This is a genomic window from Microcystis sp. M31BS1 (assembly GCF_020245285.1).
GTDB classification, from domain to species: domain Bacteria; phylum Cyanobacteriota; class Cyanobacteriia; order Cyanobacteriales; family Microcystaceae; genus Microcystis; species Microcystis panniformis.
Genome location: NZ_JADBVE010000041.1, coordinates 1 through 16,207, shown reverse-complemented (window position 1 = coordinate 16,207; position 16,207 = coordinate 1). Strand labels below are relative to the sequence as shown.

The 16,207-nt window shown below is 41.0% G+C and carries 25 protein-coding genes and 1 pseudogene; 14 read left to right on the top strand and 12 right to left on the bottom strand.

Translation table 11 applies throughout. From position 1 onward, the window contains the following. The first annotated feature begins 259 nt into the window (after window positions 1–259). Together IM509_RS02235 and IM509_RS02230 are read left to right on the top strand one after the other, a co-directional pair. Window positions 260–1,777, top strand: a complete 1,518-nt coding sequence (locus tag IM509_RS02235; RefSeq protein ID WP_185237214.1) for an ATP-binding protein — start codon at window positions 260–262, stop codon at window positions 1,775–1,777. Then, the gene (locus tag IM509_RS02230) at window positions 1,770–3,092 is read left to right on the top strand and encodes a tetratricopeptide repeat protein (protein WP_185237215.1); all 1,323 of its coding nucleotides are present in this window, start codon (window positions 1,770–1,772) and stop codon (window positions 3,090–3,092) included. The genes IM509_RS02235 and IM509_RS02230 overlap by 8 nt, the downstream gene beginning before the upstream one ends. A gap of 55 nt (window positions 3,093–3,147) precedes the next feature. Here the strand turns inward: IM509_RS02230 and IM509_RS02225 are convergent, their stop codons facing one another. The 5 genes from IM509_RS02225 to IM509_RS02205 form a co-directional block, all read right to left on the bottom strand. Then, the gene (locus IM509_RS02225; RefSeq protein ID WP_052276200.1) at window positions 3,148–3,342 is read right to left on the bottom strand and encodes a PIN domain-containing protein; all 195 of its coding nucleotides are present in this window, start codon (window positions 3,340–3,342) and stop codon (window positions 3,148–3,150) included. Then, the gene (locus tag IM509_RS02220) at window positions 3,308–3,565 is read right to left on the bottom strand and encodes a hypothetical protein (protein WP_052276199.1); all 258 of its coding nucleotides are present in this window, start codon (window positions 3,563–3,565) and stop codon (window positions 3,308–3,310) included. The genes IM509_RS02225 and IM509_RS02220 overlap by 35 nt, the downstream gene beginning before the upstream one ends. Window positions 3,566–3,876: 311 nt before the next feature. Further along, window positions 3,877–4,245: a clan AA aspartic protease gene (locus IM509_RS02215; RefSeq protein WP_052276198.1), complete on the bottom strand. Its 369-nt coding sequence runs from the start codon at window positions 4,243–4,245 to the stop codon at window positions 3,877–3,879. Then, the gene (locus tag IM509_RS02210; protein WP_052276197.1) at window positions 4,242–4,517 is read right to left on the bottom strand and encodes a hypothetical protein; all 276 of its coding nucleotides are present in this window, start codon (window positions 4,515–4,517) and stop codon (window positions 4,242–4,244) included. Before IM509_RS02210 ends, IM509_RS02215 begins: the two co-directional genes overlap by 4 nt. A 299-nt stretch (window positions 4,518–4,816) precedes the next feature. After that, entirely contained in the window at window positions 4,817–5,065 is a 249-nt protein-coding gene (locus IM509_RS02205; protein WP_002745598.1) for a Ycf34 family protein, read from the bottom strand. A 94-nt stretch (window positions 5,066–5,159) separates the two neighbouring features. On the opposite strand from IM509_RS02205, the gene IM509_RS02200 reads away from it, so the two are divergent. Next, window positions 5,160–6,377 (top strand): tRNA nucleotidyltransferase/poly(A) polymerase-related protein, encoded by a 1,218-nt coding sequence (locus tag IM509_RS02200; protein ID WP_052276196.1) that lies wholly within the window; start codon window positions 5,160–5,162, stop codon window positions 6,375–6,377. 322 nt (window positions 6,378–6,699) lie between these two features. Here IM509_RS02200 and IM509_RS02195 read toward each other — a convergent pair whose 3' ends face one another. The 3 genes from IM509_RS02195 to IM509_RS02185 form a co-directional block, all read right to left on the bottom strand. Beyond that, a complete protein-coding gene (locus tag IM509_RS02195) occupies window positions 6,700–6,906 on the bottom strand; it encodes a hypothetical protein (RefSeq protein WP_002779193.1) in 207 nt (68 codons plus the stop codon). Between the two features lie 18 nt (window positions 6,907–6,924). Continuing rightward, window positions 6,925–7,125: a hypothetical protein gene (locus tag IM509_RS02190; protein ID WP_260441310.1), complete on the bottom strand. Its 201-nt coding sequence runs from the start codon at window positions 7,123–7,125 to the stop codon at window positions 6,925–6,927. Between the two features lie 103 nt (window positions 7,126–7,228). Further along, window positions 7,229–7,489 carry a hypothetical protein gene (locus IM509_RS02185; protein ID WP_260441311.1) on the bottom strand — a complete coding sequence of 87 codons (261 nt, stop codon included), beginning with the start codon at window positions 7,487–7,489 and terminating at the stop codon, window positions 7,229–7,231. Between the two features lie 94 nt (window positions 7,490–7,583). Here IM509_RS02185 and IM509_RS02180 point away from each other — a divergent pair, with 94 nt between their 5' ends. Beyond that, a complete protein-coding gene (locus IM509_RS02180) occupies window positions 7,584–7,718 on the top strand; it encodes a hypothetical protein (RefSeq protein ID WP_260441312.1) in 135 nt (44 codons plus the stop codon). 39 nt (window positions 7,719–7,757) lie between these two features. Here IM509_RS02180 and IM509_RS02175 read toward each other — a convergent pair whose 3' ends face one another. Together IM509_RS02175 and IM509_RS02170 are read right to left on the bottom strand one after the other, a co-directional pair. Further along, window positions 7,758–8,378, bottom strand: a complete 621-nt coding sequence (locus IM509_RS02175) for a hypothetical protein (protein ID WP_052276193.1) — start codon at window positions 8,376–8,378, stop codon at window positions 7,758–7,760. 972 nt (window positions 8,379–9,350) lie between these two features. Continuing rightward, on the bottom strand, window positions 9,351–10,169 hold the full coding sequence (locus IM509_RS02170; RefSeq protein ID WP_185237655.1) for a carbon-nitrogen hydrolase family protein: 819 nt from the start codon (window positions 10,167–10,169) through the stop codon (window positions 9,351–9,353). Window positions 10,170–10,255: 86 nt separating this feature from the next. Between IM509_RS02170 and IM509_RS02165 the strand changes: the two genes are divergently transcribed. From IM509_RS02165 to IM509_RS02120, 10 genes are all read left to right on the top strand, one after another. Then, the gene (locus IM509_RS02165) at window positions 10,256–10,888 is read left to right on the top strand and encodes an HAD-IB family phosphatase (RefSeq protein WP_185237656.1); all 633 of its coding nucleotides are present in this window, start codon (window positions 10,256–10,258) and stop codon (window positions 10,886–10,888) included. A gap of 608 nt (window positions 10,889–11,496) precedes the next feature. Further along, the gene (locus IM509_RS02160) at window positions 11,497–12,072 is read left to right on the top strand and encodes a PEP-CTERM sorting domain-containing protein (protein WP_052276190.1); all 576 of its coding nucleotides are present in this window, start codon (window positions 11,497–11,499) and stop codon (window positions 12,070–12,072) included. A gap of 111 nt (window positions 12,073–12,183) precedes the next feature. Next, window positions 12,184–12,423, top strand: a complete 240-nt coding sequence (locus IM509_RS02155; protein ID WP_002755261.1) for a hypothetical protein — start codon at window positions 12,184–12,186, stop codon at window positions 12,421–12,423. A gap of 6 nt (window positions 12,424–12,429) precedes the next feature. Next, window positions 12,430–12,663, top strand: coding sequence for a hypothetical protein (locus tag IM509_RS02150; protein WP_002745620.1), 234 nt, complete (start codon window positions 12,430–12,432; stop codon window positions 12,661–12,663). Window positions 12,664–12,816: 153 nt separating this feature from the next. Continuing rightward, entirely contained in the window at window positions 12,817–13,044 is a 228-nt protein-coding gene (locus IM509_RS02145; protein WP_052276189.1) for a hypothetical protein, read from the top strand. A 416-nt stretch (window positions 13,045–13,460) separates the two neighbouring features. Further along, window positions 13,461–13,676, top strand: a complete 216-nt coding sequence (locus IM509_RS02140; RefSeq protein WP_052276187.1) for a hypothetical protein — start codon at window positions 13,461–13,463, stop codon at window positions 13,674–13,676. A gap of 1 nt (window position 13,677) precedes the next feature. Further along, a complete protein-coding gene (locus tag IM509_RS02135; protein WP_002779213.1) occupies window positions 13,678–13,995 on the top strand; it encodes a DUF4258 domain-containing protein in 318 nt (105 codons plus the stop codon). Next, window positions 13,934–14,212, top strand: a complete 279-nt coding sequence (locus tag IM509_RS02130; RefSeq protein WP_128575172.1) for a YgiT-type zinc finger protein — start codon at window positions 13,934–13,936, stop codon at window positions 14,210–14,212. Before IM509_RS02135 ends, IM509_RS02130 begins: the two co-directional genes overlap by 62 nt. 135 nt (window positions 14,213–14,347) lie before the next feature. After that, entirely contained in the window at window positions 14,348–14,632 is a 285-nt protein-coding gene (locus tag IM509_RS02125) for a hypothetical protein (RefSeq protein WP_185237657.1), read from the top strand. Beyond that, window positions 14,629–14,907, top strand: a complete 279-nt coding sequence (locus tag IM509_RS02120) for a hypothetical protein (RefSeq protein WP_052276184.1) — start codon at window positions 14,629–14,631, stop codon at window positions 14,905–14,907. Before IM509_RS02125 ends, IM509_RS02120 begins: the two co-directional genes overlap by 4 nt. A 250-nt stretch (window positions 14,908–15,157) precedes the next feature. Here the strand turns inward: IM509_RS02120 and IM509_RS02115 are convergent, their stop codons facing one another. Together IM509_RS02115 and IM509_RS02110 are read right to left on the bottom strand one after the other, a co-directional pair. Beyond that, window positions 15,158–15,925, bottom strand: a complete 768-nt coding sequence (locus IM509_RS02115) for an ABC transporter ATP-binding protein (RefSeq protein ID WP_052276183.1) — start codon at window positions 15,923–15,925, stop codon at window positions 15,158–15,160. A gap of 158 nt (window positions 15,926–16,083) precedes the next feature. Continuing rightward, a pseudogene (locus IM509_RS02110) lies at window positions 16,084–16,207 on the bottom strand (RNA-guided endonuclease TnpB family protein); the annotation flags it as partial.

The following is a 16,207-nucleotide window of genomic DNA, read 5'->3' as shown; positions in this document are numbered from 1 at the left end:
CTTCATTGGGAGTAAAGCGATAGAAATCCTTAGATTTCTACGGATAAGCAAGCAAAACGATGATTTTTGGGCGCAAAAAGCAAAAGAAGCTGGAATTAGAAAGAATTAGAAAGCTTGAATGGCTTCCTATACCTATAATTGAGCAAATAGCTGATATGTACTTAGTCACATTGAGAGAAAGTTTTTCAAAAAATGAGAATTTCTGGGGATAATCGATCAACAATAGAGAAATAAACTTATGTAGATTGAATAGAGAGCAATGAAGTTAAAACTCTCCGTAGCGGGACTTGAGCAAGTCAAAACCCGATGGGCGCAAAAACAAAAAGAAGGCTGGACTAGAAAATACTTATGCACCGAGGCTAGTCAATTTGCCAAACCCGATGGGAATTGGGAGGAAATTTCAAATGACCCAGCCCACACTTATTACTCTTATTACGCCGACAACTGCTCACTGGAGACTTTAGATCATTTTTTGAGGGGTAAAAACATTCAATCGGAAGGTTTTTTTGCCTTTTGTCGAGCTTTGAACATCGACCCTTCAAAAGTCGCAGATCTAGATAATCTTTTGCAAAAACTGACTCAAGATATCGAGCCTATTTGGGTGGGGCGAGAGTCTCTTCAAAGTGATTTACTGGAAAAACTAAGAGGCGATTGTCGCATTGTCGTAATTACGGGAATAACAGGTATTGGGAAAACTGCCCTCGCCTACAAATTGGCCTTAGCTTTGTGTCAAGAAGGGTTTCCTCCTGAACCGCCTATTGATTTTGATGGGTTTAATCAACGGGAGGATCAACAGTCGCAATCAGAAGCACAAAACTTTATCAGCACAGCTATTGATTTACTCAATCGTGGCGATGAACCTGTTACGGCAAAACAAGCAAAAAACCCAGAACAATTATTAACTCAACTGGTTAATCATCTGAGCAATAATCCTCGATTGATTTGGTTTGATTCAATGGAAAATCTTTTACAAGGAGAACAACAAGATGGCAGTAATCGCTTTAAAGACCCCCTCTGGCGAGTCTTTTTTCAAAGGATATTAGAAGCCGAAGATTGTCAGACTCGAATTGTGATAACTTCGCAGGATAAGCCTGAAGATTTTGAAACTTTTAGTCAAGCTCAATATTGGCATATTCAGCCATTAATGGGATTAGAGGATCAGGAAAGTTTACAGTTATTTGAGCGCTTATTTCAACAAGCAGAAGTCGAATTAATTCTTCATGGACGTAACCTTGCTTACCTTAAAGAGATCGGAAAACTTTATGAAGGACATCCTCTCGCTATCCGCTTAATTTCCGGTGATATTATTGATAGACTGAATGGAAATATCAGCACTTATTATGAGGAGAATAAATCCCGATTTCGACGATTAAGAGAAATGATTGATGAAGCTCAAAAAGCCAATCCTGATGATTATTACAAAGTTAACTTAATCACCAAACAATTACGAAAACAACTGTTAGAGGAGGAAATCAAAAGAACAATAGAGCGGCTTGAAGACACTTTTGAAACTGCTTATTTGTTGCTTATATATGGTTCCACTTATTCATCTTTTGAATTTAAAAATGCGTGGTTTGAAAATCTTCAATTATTTTCAGAATACGAGGAACAGGATTTAGACTTAGCTCTTTTTACCTTGTTTAACCGTTATTTAGTAGAAACTCAAAAACAACCGGGATATGAACCACATATCAAACAGCACAGTTTAATTCGCAATGTTGCTTTCAAGCATCTAGTATCTACCCAAAGAAAAGAAGGAAACCCAAATCATGAATGATTTTCAATCTCCTCAATTAAGAGTCAAAGAACGTCTCACAAGTATCGATTTTACTGTTTTTGGAGAACTCGCTCAAGTCAAACAAAAAGGGGAAATTTTAGGGGCGACAGGGAGTCATTTTGAAAAAGCACATTTTGGCGCATTTATCTGGCATTTAATTGGTTATGAACGCCATATTAAGGATAAAATGGGACAGCAGCTCTCTATTCAAGAACGGGCAAGTCGTTATGTGGAAGCATTTCTCTGTCTATGTCGATTAGGTTGGTATAAAGAAGCTAAATCTTTATTTTCTTTACCCTTAGAAATTCATGATCCAACTTCTTTACCTTTGCACAAACAATTACGCATCTGGGGACGGTATGAAGAGGGCATAAAACTGTGTAAAGAATTATTAGGAAATCTTGACAATGAAACCGATTTTCTCTGTTTAAGTGAACTCGGTTATATGTATCGAGAATTAGGAGAATTTGACCAAGCAAAAAATTATGCGGAGAAACTCTTATCCTTAGCCGAGCAATTAAATAATCCTCTTTGGAAAGCAAGAGGAAAACAAAATATAGCAACAATTGATGGAATAAAAGGGGAATATTTAAGCGCTGAAATAGGACTGAATGAAGTTTTAAATCTAGCCGAGATTATTCCTGATTGTGACGAAAAATTTGAGATTATTAATGTTGCTTATTTAAATCTGGGTAATTGTTATGGTTATCAGGGAAAAATTGACCAGACTATTGCTTGTTTAGAAAAATACTTAAAATGGGCAGAAAAAATAAAAAACCTTATTTATCAAGCAACGGCTTTACGAAATTTAGGAGAAGCATACCGGCGAATCAATGATTTAAATCCAGCTATCGATTATACTCAAAGAAGTCTTAACTTATCTGAGCAAATAACCGATGAAGCAGGAATTATTTTATCCTTGGGAAATTTAGCCTCAATTTATGGGCAACAAGCAAATTTTCAGGAGTCTGAAAAATACTTTAAGCAACAAAAGAAAAAAGCTTTAGCTATTTCAGATGTAGCAAGTGTTGCCCATGCTTGCGCTGGATTAGGAGAAATTTATAGTATCACTCGAAAGGATGATCTAGCCTATCAATATCTTAACCAAGCTTTAGATATTGCCCTCGATATTGGAGAAAGATATATAGAACTAGAGACTTTAATTGTTTTGGCCGAATTTGAAGAAAAAACCCATGATCTTAAATCAGCTATTAATCACTGGCAACGCGCCTTACATCTTTCTGAAAAATTAAATATTCTCTCCCATAAAGAGAACTGTGAACAAAATCTAGAAAGGTTGTTAAACCCCAACTAAGTTGAGACTGAGTAACGCACAGAAAACGGGTTTCTCGGAGAAACCCGTTTTCTACTCATGCAAAAGAGATGTCTATTGAAACAATCTGAATTTCCCTGACTCGGTGCATTGGTTTGGTTGGCTTTTCGGTGGTGATTAGTTCATCAGCTTGAATTTGCAGCGCAGCAGCAACATGAAGTGCATCCATCGCCGCTAAACCGTAAGTGCCAGCAATTTCATGACTCACTGCATCCTCCTCGACGTGCAGCAAGTTCTTGTTCTATTTCGTCTTCATTGAGCAGTTGCAATCCAGCCGAAATTGCCCTCTGTCGGATTTCCCATAACTTTTTGCTTAATGGTGTTTGGGGAATAAATTTAGCTTCTGGTGTTGTTTGTGACTCAGATTTAAGTATTTGAACAAATTGCCAAACTTTTTGTTGCTTTTCCGGTGTCAATTCTCGCCATTGTTCAAGTAGTTCTTCTTCTTTATCCATAAATACCTCGCTCTTAAATTATGAATTATTTGCTTTTAAGCAATGCTCATTGATAAAAACCATTCCAGACACAACGCTTAGGAACTTTTTCTATATACATGACCACTATTGCACGGGTACATCAAGAAAAGTTAACCGGTCTATCCATTGCTGGACAAGGGTTTTTGGCTCTTGTAGTAGATATGTATTGGGAAAGTTCAGGTATTTTAGGTGGGAATTGGTTCACCAGGACGCAAACTGAGTTGGTGATCCGTATGACTTCGATTTCAACTCGGTTCCTTCATTTTATCGTGTAAGATGGCGATCGCACTCTACTCCAAAGCCTCAATCGTGACTAGACCACCCTCGATCGCTTGAATCCGCAGATCGTAACCTCGCAATAGCTGCATCCCGATTAGTGGAAGTGTCTCTGATTCGTTGATGTAAATCTCACGATATTGCCCATCCCAAATCACGCGCCCGATGTAAACCTCAAACGTACAGAAAGTTCCGTCACCTAATGTGGCAATATCTCGGCCCTCCCAACTCAACCCCAATGTGGCAATTATGTCAGACGGCAAAGTGAGAAAACCCGAAAATCCTGTATCAATTACAGCATCTACCATCTGCGCTGTCTTATTATTCCTGAGCGCGATCGATAAGGTCGCTTCACACCTTTGATTCACAGGACCTTGCATCATTGCTTTGTTCTCAAACTCCTTGTACCAAAGTGATCGACTGCTAGATGTCCAATCCGAATAAACCAAGTCTGAGCATCAGGTACTCGTGCAGAAAGTTGTTTCGATGCTGTCAACAAATCATCGGCAACTTCAAACGCTCCGGTTTCAATGTCAATCGCCACAATTTTGCCATAATTGCCTTCTTCAACTTGAGAGCGCACTTGGGATTCATAGAGTTCATTGCCACGTCGGGCAAATTCTTTTTTGCTGTAGCGGGGTTGTCGAATTACCATATCCTTGACTTCGATTTCAACTCGGTTTAATTATTTTATCCTGTAACATGGCGAACGCACTTACAGCCGTCTGACTTGCGCTAAAGCCTCTTCGCCTGAAATTAGCTGAACAGAACTATTTCTCGCTTCATCTCTGCGTCCTTTAGCTTCAACAATCCACATCGACTCAATCGGAACTTTTTCCATGTACATGACCACTATTGCACGAGTACAGCAAGAAAATTTAACCGGTCTATCTATTGCTGGATAAGGGTTTTCGGCTTTTGTAGTAAATATGTATGGGGGTAAATTCAGGTGTTTTAGGTGGGAATTGGTTCACCCGGACGCAAACTAGACCATTTACCAGTTTCCCGTAAAAAGCTGTCGCAACCCACCACATCCCATTCCATTTCGATATAATCTTCCTTGGTGCGAATGTTAACGTTAATAGAAGGGTTCTTCGCTTCAAAGTCCGGTGTCTCGGTGAGATGACGTTCCTGATGTTGTGTTTCTACGGCATGATAGGTGAGACAGCGATCAACAAAATAGCAGTTAATACAAATACACATAGGTTTAACTCTATAAGTCTTTTCCGTTAATCTAGCTCAGTCTCTCCCCAAATAGGGCCGGTAAAAATTATATTTTTGTAAATTTATCTTCTCGATGTCTTGTCAAAAAAACCTAGATAGTTTAGTTAAAGAAGTTTTTGCGATTAATCAGCAAGAATTGCCAGAAAATGCTTATTTAGTCGGTGGTGCTGTGCGAGACGCTTTATTAAACCGTCAGAAAGACTATATTGACCTAGATTTTGTGGTTCCCGAAAAAGCGATCGAAATTGCCCAAACTATTGCCCATCATTATAAAGCCGGTTTTGTGGTTTTAGATGCGGTTCGTCAAATTGCTCGCGTCGTTTTTCCGCAGGGGACTCTTGATTTCGCGCAACAGGAGGGAGAATCTCTGGAAATAGACCTAAAAAGACGGGATTTCACCGTTAATGCTCTCGCTTATAATCTCCACACCCAAGAAATTTTCGATCCTTTAGGGGGATTAAAAGATTTAGGCTGCCAATCTCTGCGGATGATTTCTAGGGAAAATCTCCAAGATGATCCCCTAAGATTATTAAGGGCTTATCGACAAGCGGCTCAATTGGACTTTGAGATCGAACCCCATACCCGTGCAACTATTCGTTCTCTTGCCCCTTTATTGCGCCGTGTAGCCGCCGAAAGGGTACAATCCGAGTTGAATTACCTTTTGCTCAATTCCCGTGGCAATAAATGGCTAAAAAGTGCCTGGGAAGATGGCTTATTATCCCTCTGGTTGCGTCGGATTACCCCCGCAAAAATGGAGCGAGTTATGGGGGTGGAAGCGGCAGCGGGATTTTTAGAATCTTTGTTACCAGAAAAATTTATCTTTTCCCCTTCTCAGTTACAGTTGACAAAATTGGCCCTATTGGTATCGGATATCTTAGCAGAAGCGGAAAAAGAGTTAATCGATCTCAAGTATTCCAGGGGGGAAATTCGCACGGTAATCACGGTGATTAAGTGTTTACCTCCCCTCAAGGAGCCAGATAATTTGAGTCTGCGGGAACAGTATTTTATTTATCTAAATACGGGAAAAGTATTTCCTGTCTTTGCCCTTTTTGCTTTATCGATGGGGATTAACAAAAATATCGTCGCTTCTCTGTTGACTTCCTATCTCGATCCCGATAATATTATCGCCCATCCCCGACCTTTATTAAGGGGCGATGATTTAATTAACCATTTACACCTGAAACCTAGTCCGATTATCGGTAAGTTATTAACCGAGGTACAAATTGCCCAAATTGAAGGCAAAGTTACAGTTTTTCAGGAGGCGATCGATTTTGCTAAAAAGTTATTATAAGTAGCTGGTTATAATTAAATTAAAAATGGATTTTAGGTTCGATCCCCCCTGCCCCCCTTGATAAGGGGGGTGCCGATAGGCGGGGGGATCTACCCTTGATAAGGGGGGTGCCGATAGGCGGGGGGATCTACCCTTGATAAGGGGGGTGCCGATCCCCCCTTAATCCCCCCTTAATAAGGGGGGCATCTGACAACTTTTAACGCCTACCTACTTAGCAATTGTTCACAGTTTTGAGAGTTTTGTCTGTTAATCAGAGTTTTAGATTCCGATTGAGTCTCAGGGTTTTGACTTATCCAAAACTCAGATTATCCACAACTCAGATTTATTTAGTTTTAAGCTGTGAAGATTGGGGAGCGTTTTCTCCTTCTACGACTAAAGATTTCACATGAGAACCTTGAAACTTTTCCATATTGCTCACTCGCCACATAGCCAGGGGAAAAGTAATAGCAAATAAACCAAAAAGTCCCACTAATATCCAGACGATATCGTGCATTTTACGCGAGGAAACCTTTCTAACTTGAGCGTTCATTTTGTCACCTCCTAGGCTTTAAGTTAAAGGTAAATAGGGAAATAGTGGATGCCATGACATGGCCGTGGCGGCAATCATGAGGGCAAAAAACCAAAAGAGAATGGTCTTAGCTTTTATCTGGCGATCTTTCCAAAGATAATGCAGTATCGGCCAACTGACTAACCAGCCAATTAATAACATCGTTTCTTTGCCGCTATAACTGCCGATATTGCCCCACATTTTGCTAAGTACCTAAGCAAAATTAATTACACATTTCGATAAAGCTTTTGCCTCTTGCCTATTGCCTCTTGCCTGTCTTCACTAGGAAATTTATTTTGCATGACTACTTAGGATTTTTACTGCCAGGTATCCAACTACCCAAATTCCAAAGAAAAGTTTCTACGGTTTTTGAATGGTCTGCATCGGAAAAATGGTGAGCAACCATCATTAAAAAACAGCCAATACCAGCACTAATAATCGCCGCCGCTGCTGGGCCAGAAGTGGCGGGGGAACGTTTGGCACCTTCGGCTAAACCTTGGGGAAATTGTTTTAAAAAAGCCCAGATTTTTCCGTACCAAGGACTATCGATGTAACGTTGAGTCATCAGATTTGTTCCTATTTTTTCAGAGTTCGTAAGTGTGTAAAACCGCAAAGTCCCACCGCTAAAAGTCCCCAGCCGTATTACCAGCAGTAGGGAAATGACCGACGATTTGACTTTGGTTGCTAATGCTGGCCGCCCTCGTATCCGTACCATCGGGGCTAAGTTTACACCCCCTAGGGCGGGAGCGGTGATAGATAACCCGAAAACCGTAGCTAAAACGAGCAAAAGTTGAATTTTGTTCACTTTTGAGGTAAAGTAGCTAAATAAGGGTTTACAGGGCGTGAATTTTGGCAACACCGAGGCCGCTAACGAGTCCACCCATGGCAAAAAACATCATCGCCATCAGGCCAATGCAAGTGACCGTTAACACCGGTCTATTAGCTTTGTCTAGGATTGAGTCGCCGTATTTCCAGAGAATCCAAGTGCAGGCCACCCCTAGGGGTAGGGTAAAAAGGACGCTGAATTCGTGGTATTCCATGAGGACGTATTGACCGAGGGGCGAATTTTCCTTTAGCCATGCCCGCGCACCGCCAAACTCTGAACCGGCCCGATAGCGCATATAGGCTAAATTGCCAGTGGCGATCGCCAAAGAAGCGAGGACGGTGGACCAGAAGGTGAGGGTTCGCATTTGCTGCAAAATTTTGCCAGAACCTCTGAGCAGCGGAAAAGCGAGATGACCAGCGTAAACAATCACGACTAGGGCTAATAGGGAACCAAAACCGTGAATTGTGCCTAGCCATCGCTGCCACGGACTCGGATGCAGCAGGTTGACGAAGGGCAGAAATAAAAATAGGCCCGCCGAGAGGATTCCTAGCCCATAGACGCAAACGGTGGCTATATCTAGGGTTTTCGGAAAATCAATTTTTTCTGATTCTGTGGTATAAGATGACATCGGTTTCTCCTTAACGGTCTAGAGAAGCTAAATGGGATTATTTCTCATTTAGCCCGGAATCTTGTTAGAACAAGTCCAGAGAGCATATTTGTCCAACCATCAGAGTATTTTTGGACTCAAGTTGACAATAAATAGAGTCAAGACTTGAATTTCGCCAATTCAAGTCTGAATTGCATCCCTGTCTGCTCTACAGCGTTTCTCGGATATATGAGGTATGTTTTCGCAACTGAGAATTCTTACTTCGGCAAGGTTTAATTTACAGTTCACCTTGATGAGAAACGCTACATCTTCATATGATCCCTAATTCGGGGTGCGATAGTCAAGAGATTTTCAAGGAAGATTGTTAATAAAGTTTACGGATATTTTTACCTAGTTCTTCGTTACTTGGCTCTTCTGGTTTCTGTGTGGAAACGAGGTCTATACTGATAGTTTATTCCGCCAAATAGCACTAAAAGTCTTGCCTGATAAGCATTTCACGATTCCATAAGCAAAAATTATCACACAAAGTCGAGAAGAGCCGTTACTTGGTATGGTTTGATCGGGGGGCATAAATCGACTACATCCTTATTAGATGAGCTTACCCTGAGAATCTGGCAAAGAAGGTTAGAAACTCAGTACATCAAAGCTTTTAGCTTAACTAATTAGGGTCTGCTGAAAAAGTTTTTCCTGGGGGTAGGAGTCAGGAGTCAGGAGTCAGGAGTTTCGGGCTTTGTTGCCATTGTTTTTTGTACCAAGCTATGTACTACAAGAAGGATAATGCAAGGTTTTTGAAAGTCCCAATCCTATTTTCTTGCACTAACATCGGACTTTAACAGGTCAAAAGCCTTATTTTAAAAGGGTTTTACCATTATTCAGCAGACCCTAATTAGGTTTGAGATTCGGCCCTTGTTATCGGGGAGCAATGTTACGCAAAAAAACCGAGTTAAATCCCAAAATTAGGCGTTTTTATCGACAAAATTGTCGAATCGAATTTTAAACAAAAACACGATGCTGTAGGGAAGGCATTTGTCGTCTCACTTGTTGCAGACGTTGCGGATTAATTTCGGCAATTGCCACTCCCGCTTCTTCCCCCGCATCGGCTAAAACCACACCCCAAGGATCGATAATCATAGCGTGACCGTGGGTGTAACGGCGTTCGTAATTATTGCCCGTTTGAGCGGGAGCTATTATATAACAAGTATTCTCGATCGCTCGCGCTTGTAACAAAACTTTCCAATGATCTTTCCCCGTAAAAGCTGTAAACGCCGCAGGTACAAATAAAACATCGGCTCCTTGCTGCGATAAATAGCGATAGAGTTCGGGAAAACGCACATCATAGCAAATCGAGAGGCCAATTTTGCCCAAGCTATCGGAGCCATAAATCGGCGGTAAATCGATCCCTGCCATGACTGTACTCGATTCCTGATAGGTGTTACCATCCGGGACATTGACATCAAAGAGATGGACTTTTTGATAACGGGCTAATTCCGCACCGTTGCCATCGACTAAAATAGCCGTGTTATAAGCTTTATCGGCAATACCCGTCACCGGCACGGGAAAACCACCCCCTAAAATGGTCACTTGAAACCTTTGGGCCATGGTGCGGAGGAATTTATCGGCTTTGAGAGCAATAGTCTCAGCCTGGGCGATTTTATCGGTTTCTGCCCCCATAAAAGCGAAATTCTCCGGTAAACCGATTAATTCCGCCCCTTTACCCACGGCAAGTTCGATCAATTCTTCAGCGGCAGCGAGATTTTTCTCTAAATCCGGCTGACTGGTCATTTGAATGGCGGCGGCGAGATAGGATTTCATGGGGGTTGAAGCTCTAGAGTCGGATAATCTCTGTAAAATTAATCATAACCTTCGATTATATCCAATTTCAGATATTTTGTCACCCCATGAGTAAAATTGTTTTCTGTGACTTTGATGGCACTATCACCGCCGTGGAAACTTTTGCGGGTATGCTCAAAGAATTCGCCCCCGATTTATCGGCCCAAATTATGCCCCAAATGTACGCCCGCACTCTGACTCTGCGCCGGGGTGTCCGTCAACTGCTAGAGTCGATACCGAGCCAAAAGTACGCCGATATTATCGCCTATGCCGAAAGCAAGCCAATTCGTCCTGGATTAGCTGAATTTCTCGCTTTTTTACAGGAGCAATCCATCCCTTTTATTATTATCTCCGGTGGTATCCAAGGCATGATTGAAACGGTCTTAAAACGGGAGGGACTATTAGATAAGGTGACAGCAATTTATGGGGTCAATCTTCATACTCAAGGGGAATATTTGCAAGTTCATTCCGATTGGGAAAATGAGACGGAATTAGTGGCTAAAGCCTTGATTATGGCCAAATATTCAGGAGTAGAAACTATTGCGATCGGTGATTCTGTTACCGATATTACCATGGCTAGAAAGGCCGATCTAGTTTTTGCTAGGGATCGTTTAATCGATTATCTGCAAGCGGAAAATCAACCCTATATTCCTTGGGATAACTTTTTTGAGATTCGTGAATATCTGTTATTGAGAGATTAGGGATTAGCTGTTAATTAGCTGGTTGTAATTAAATTAAACATAGATTTTAGGTTCGATCCCCCCTGCCCCCCTTGATAAGGGGGGTGCCGATAGGCGGGGGGCTCCCCCTTAATAAGGGGGGTGTCTGACAACTTTTAACACCTACCTACTTATAAGTAATGGTTAGGATAGGCAAGAGGCAATGATTTTCGCCGTCTCATTCCCAAGCTCCGCCTGGGAATGATTTTTAAAGGCTCTGCCTTCTGTAAAGATTACTCAGGAGGCAGAGACTCTCATTAAACATTTCTAGGCAGAGCCTAGAAACGAGAGATTCTAATAATCCAAGACTAACCCGTTAAAAGATTTTTTTACTAGCCTACTCTCAAGGGTAACAATAATTATAAATTTTTGTAAATTTGTGTTGGTTTACACTTGACAAAATCGGGGGGGGTAGAATAGCGTTATGGCTCTGTCTTGTCATTAGAGGAACTAACTTAAAATTTAGTGATTGGCAATTTTGAAACAACCAATTTTTCTCCCTTGCCAATGTCGCTTAATTTGAGATTTTCTCCTTTAAAGGTCAGTCAGAACATTTGTTTGTTTGTTTGTTTTGAGGAAACTTTCTGAACATGAAAACTTCGACTGCAATTAAAAAACTGTCAATGACTGCTGCTGGCATAGCATTCTTTGCTGGAACTGTGGTACTTAATGCACAACAAGCAGTAGCGGTAGTCTTATTGCCCAACGGTGTGTGGCAATCCGGGCAAATTGAGAGTGATCCAGCATCCAACAACCCCACCTCGTGGGACTTTACGATTGCACCGGGATTCCAGGGCGCCTTTGATTTGGTCGATCAATTTATTGCTGGAGATGTTTACGACATTTACAATGGGGCTACTCTTTTAGGTAGTAGCGACTTTACACCTAAAACACCCCCATTCCCCTATCTGCCGAGTGGCAATCCTGGACTTGATGCTGACTGGGCGGCCGCAAGTACTTACAGTTCGGCTTCTCTACTCTTCGGACCAGGAAGTTACTCTCTATCATTAGCACCATCATCTACTTTCCCCGGCGGCCTTCCTGCGGGCTATTCTGTGCGGTTGAACCAGACTGCTGTTGCTGTTCCCGAACCTGCTTCAGTCTTAGGTTTACTCGCCATTGGTGTTTTAGGTGCGGGTTCAGCCTTGAAGCGCAAATTAAAATAAAAAACTGGCAAATCTAGCCTTAAATTAGCAGCGATCGCACTACATTGATAAAGTGCGATCGCTTTTTTTTGGGCATTCCAAATTTTTATTAATCTTTGTTAGAATGATGAGATGGGTAATGGCTTTGAGTTGATTGGAGAACTAACCGAAATAGAGATTATCGCCGTCAACCTCTCTATTCGTGAACTCAGAAGGCTAAAAGCGCAGTTTGGGGGTCGTCGATGGCGAAAGCTAAAAGGAGTCGGCTTAGTTCAATTTCCTAATGGAGAAATCCGCAAAGCTGAACTACACTGGTATGAGTCTCATGGTATTGGTCGGCGAAAAATGAAAGTTAAACGAGTTTTGGACTAAATATTTATGCAAACACCAGCATCTAACATTGAATTTGCTATCTGTATTACCGCTGAAGAAGGCGGAGATTTAGAGGTTTGTAAACTTTATCAAGTGTTACCTGATGCTAAAGCGCAAGAGGTGGGATGTTTGCGAGTGATTGATGAATCTGGCGAAGATTATTTGTATCCAGAAAATCATTTTGTCATAATAAAACTTCCTGAAACGGTACAAGTCCAGTTATTAGCAGTCCGCCCTTAAATAGCGAGTAAATTACCTGGGCGTTGCTGATAATAAACGACTTAGGCTGCAATACCGACCTTAGAAGTGATCGCCCTCTATAAATATAGCGTGATAGCTTTTTTGGTGTTAGAATAGAGGAAACCATAGTGTTTTGATTGGCTGAGACTTTTTATGCAATCTGATCTTTTCCAGACGACTCAACCTGCTTCAGATGAAGAGATTAAACAAGCGATCGCATCTGCATCTGAGGAACTGTTAACGCAGCTTAATCCAGATTATCTCATTTGTCAGGAAACATCGGTCATTCGCTTTGCAGATATCCCTCTTTCTGAACAGCAGGCACTAGAGCAAGCGTTAGCAGAACAAGCGCAAGGGAAAATTATCAAATATCGATTTTAACGTAAGATGGCGTATGATATCTGGTTGTCCTTAAGTACTAGAGACTTTTTGAGCAATTTAAAACAAGATGACCCTGAAACTTATCACAAAATCCGCGGTCTGTTGCATGATTTATCACTCCAGAGAGAAGATTTTCAAACAGGCGCTCCCGAAAGAATTGAAGTATTTATTGTCAACCATCTAAAAGTTTATTATAGAATAATACATCGCTTAAAAAGTATTGATGTTAAGTACCTAGGCAAAATTATTTACACATGACGATCATTGCCCCGTAAGGGTTTTAGCTCGATCGGGCAGGTAATTAATTTTGCATGACTACTTATTGATGTCATTGACTTGAGAGAATGAAATAACTAGACTATCAAATGGGGAGTTTGTCGCCATTATTTTCAACGCTTGAATTGAGAAAAATTGTTATGAAAGTTCAAACAGATTTGACGATTCCTGAGATTGATGAAATTAGAAAAGAGGGAGCTAAAGCTCTAGTAGAGAGATTGGGAATTGCTAAAGCGGCTTTCTTTCTAAGAGAAACAGCATCCCAACCTCTAAATTATTTAGAAATTAAAGATCAGTTATTTGGTGAAATGACAGCGACGGATATTTACGTTCAAACTAAAGGCGGCTATCCCTGAAATGATTGAGGAAATTCGTCAAAAAGTTAGACAAAACCAATTTGAATTTTCTCAACACGCTGTCAATCAAAGTATCCTGCGTCAGATCAGTGTTCAAGAATTACGGGAGGCGATGGAACAAAGCGAAATTATTGAAGATTATCCAGCTGATAAGTATGGTGCAAGCTGTTTACTTTTGGGATTTACTCTAATTAATAGAGCCTTACACATTCATTGTAGCTATCCCTCTCGCCCTTTGCTCAAAATTATTACCCTATATGAACCCGATCCAAATTTATGGATTGATTTTAAATCAAGGAGAACACCAGATGTCAACTAATTCTAGACCAGAAACCTTAATTGAACAAGAAGTTACCTATACCCTTGAAATCAATGGCAATTTTTTTATTATAGAAAATGTCCCCGCTAGAGTCTGTGTAGAAACAGGAGAGCGTTTTTTTGCACCAGAAACTGTCGAACGCTTGCAGGAAATTATCTGGGAAAATAAGCGACCAAAACGGGTAATTGAAACACCAGTATTTGACTTTGCTAGTTAGTATTTAATAGAAAACTGGCAAATCGAGCAACAATTGAAGTCTTAAATTAGGGGCGATTGCGCTATATTTTTAGAGTGTGATCGCTTTTTTGTTTATAATAGTTAAAGACACGATAAATTGATTCAAGTCAAGCCCATGCTACTAACTCTTAATTTAACATCAGAAATCGAACAATATCTCAGCCAAAAAGCGAGGGAGAAAGGTCTTTCTCTAGAAGATTATGTCCTCAAGCTACTTAAGGATACTATTTTAGAACAAGAAAAACAGGCCAAACTGGTTAATTTACTTCAATCTTGGATTGATGAAGAAGATGAACAGGAACAACAAGAAACCGGTGAATATTTAATCGAAGCACTTGACCAAGATCGCTTATCTGAGCGTCCTTTATTTCCGGCTGAATTAAAGGGAGTAACTTGGTGAATAGAGTAGTTTTATTAGATACGGGAATTATCGGTTTAATTACTAATCCTAAGCGATCGCATGAAAGTCTAGCTTGTAATTGTTGGCTACAAACCCTAATTAAAGCAGCTATTAGGGTTATTCTTCCAGAAATTGCTGATTATGAGGTGCGTCGAGGGTTGTTACGCACTAACAAGATTAAAGGAATTAAGCGACTGGATGAGTTAGCATGGGTTACGCTACCGCTAACCCATCCTACAAATAATTGTGCGTCCCTACTTATGACAAAATATTGATCGGGAGAAACTTTAAACCTTTTTTTGACTATCTCTGGTAATTAAATAATCATTGTTAAGTAGCTGGTTATAATTAAATTAAAAATGGATTTTAGGTTCGATTCCCCCTCAGTCCTAGAGTTGATTCATAGTAGGGTTGATTCATGAATCAACCCTACCCTTAGTCCCCCTTGATAAGGGTGGTGTCTGATAATTTTTAACGCCTACCTACTTATCTCCCATTAACCTGAAGAGGAATTATCTCAAATCCTTATTCATCCCCTAAATAAGCTTCAATCACCGCAGGATTCTCCCTGACTGTGGCTGGATCTCCCAAAGCGATTAACTTACCGAAATCTAATACAGCAATGCGATCGCATAATCCCATCACTAAAGGCACATGATGTTCGATTAACAGGACGGTTAGAGCTAAATTATCGCGAATTTGTCGAATTAGCTGACTTAATGACCCCTTTTCGCTGGGATTCATCCCGGCTGCTGGTTCATCGAGCAGTAATAACTGGGGTTGCAAAGCTAAAGCGCGGGCAATTTCCAAGCGTCTTTGATCACCATAGGCTAAATTACGGGCTTTGCGATTGCTTTGGTCGGTTAATCCGACTAAATCTAATAATTCTGCCGCTCTTTTATAGGTTTTTTCCTCCTCCCTTCTCGAAACTGGTAAACCCAAAATTCCCGTCCAAAGATTGGAGCTATTGTGAATATGACCAGCGATCGCCACATTTTCTAAAGCCGATAATTCACCAAATAAGCGCAAATTCTGGAAAGTACGGGCAATTCCCGCCTGAGCAATCTGGTGAGGACGATAATTAGCCAGACTGTCGCCTTGATAAATTAAATCACCACTGGATAGGGGAATTAAACCAGTGATCAGATTAAATAAAGTTGTTTTTCCCGCCCCATTAGGTCCAATTAAGCCAAAAATCTCGTTTTTTTGTACCTGAAAGGAAACCCCATCGACAGCGACTAATCCCCCAAATCGACGGGTGGCCCCCCGCACTTCTAATAAATTTGCTTGCATTCCTGTTAATAGGTTAAATTAGTCGATTTTACCTAAAATGTCGGATGAATGCCCCCGCTACATTTTTCGACAAGATACTCACCTTTGCGGGGGATGAAATCCGACCATAATATCATTGACATCCTCGCCGCCGTAAAACGGACGGCGATTCCCAAACCTCACGATTTAGGTTTCTGCTTCTTTCCCGAAGGATTTTTCGCACCTGCCTTAACAGATTTACTCTGTTCTGGTCTTATGGTCGCTCTACAGACTGACACCGCAAGCCCTGCGGCCAAAATGTTT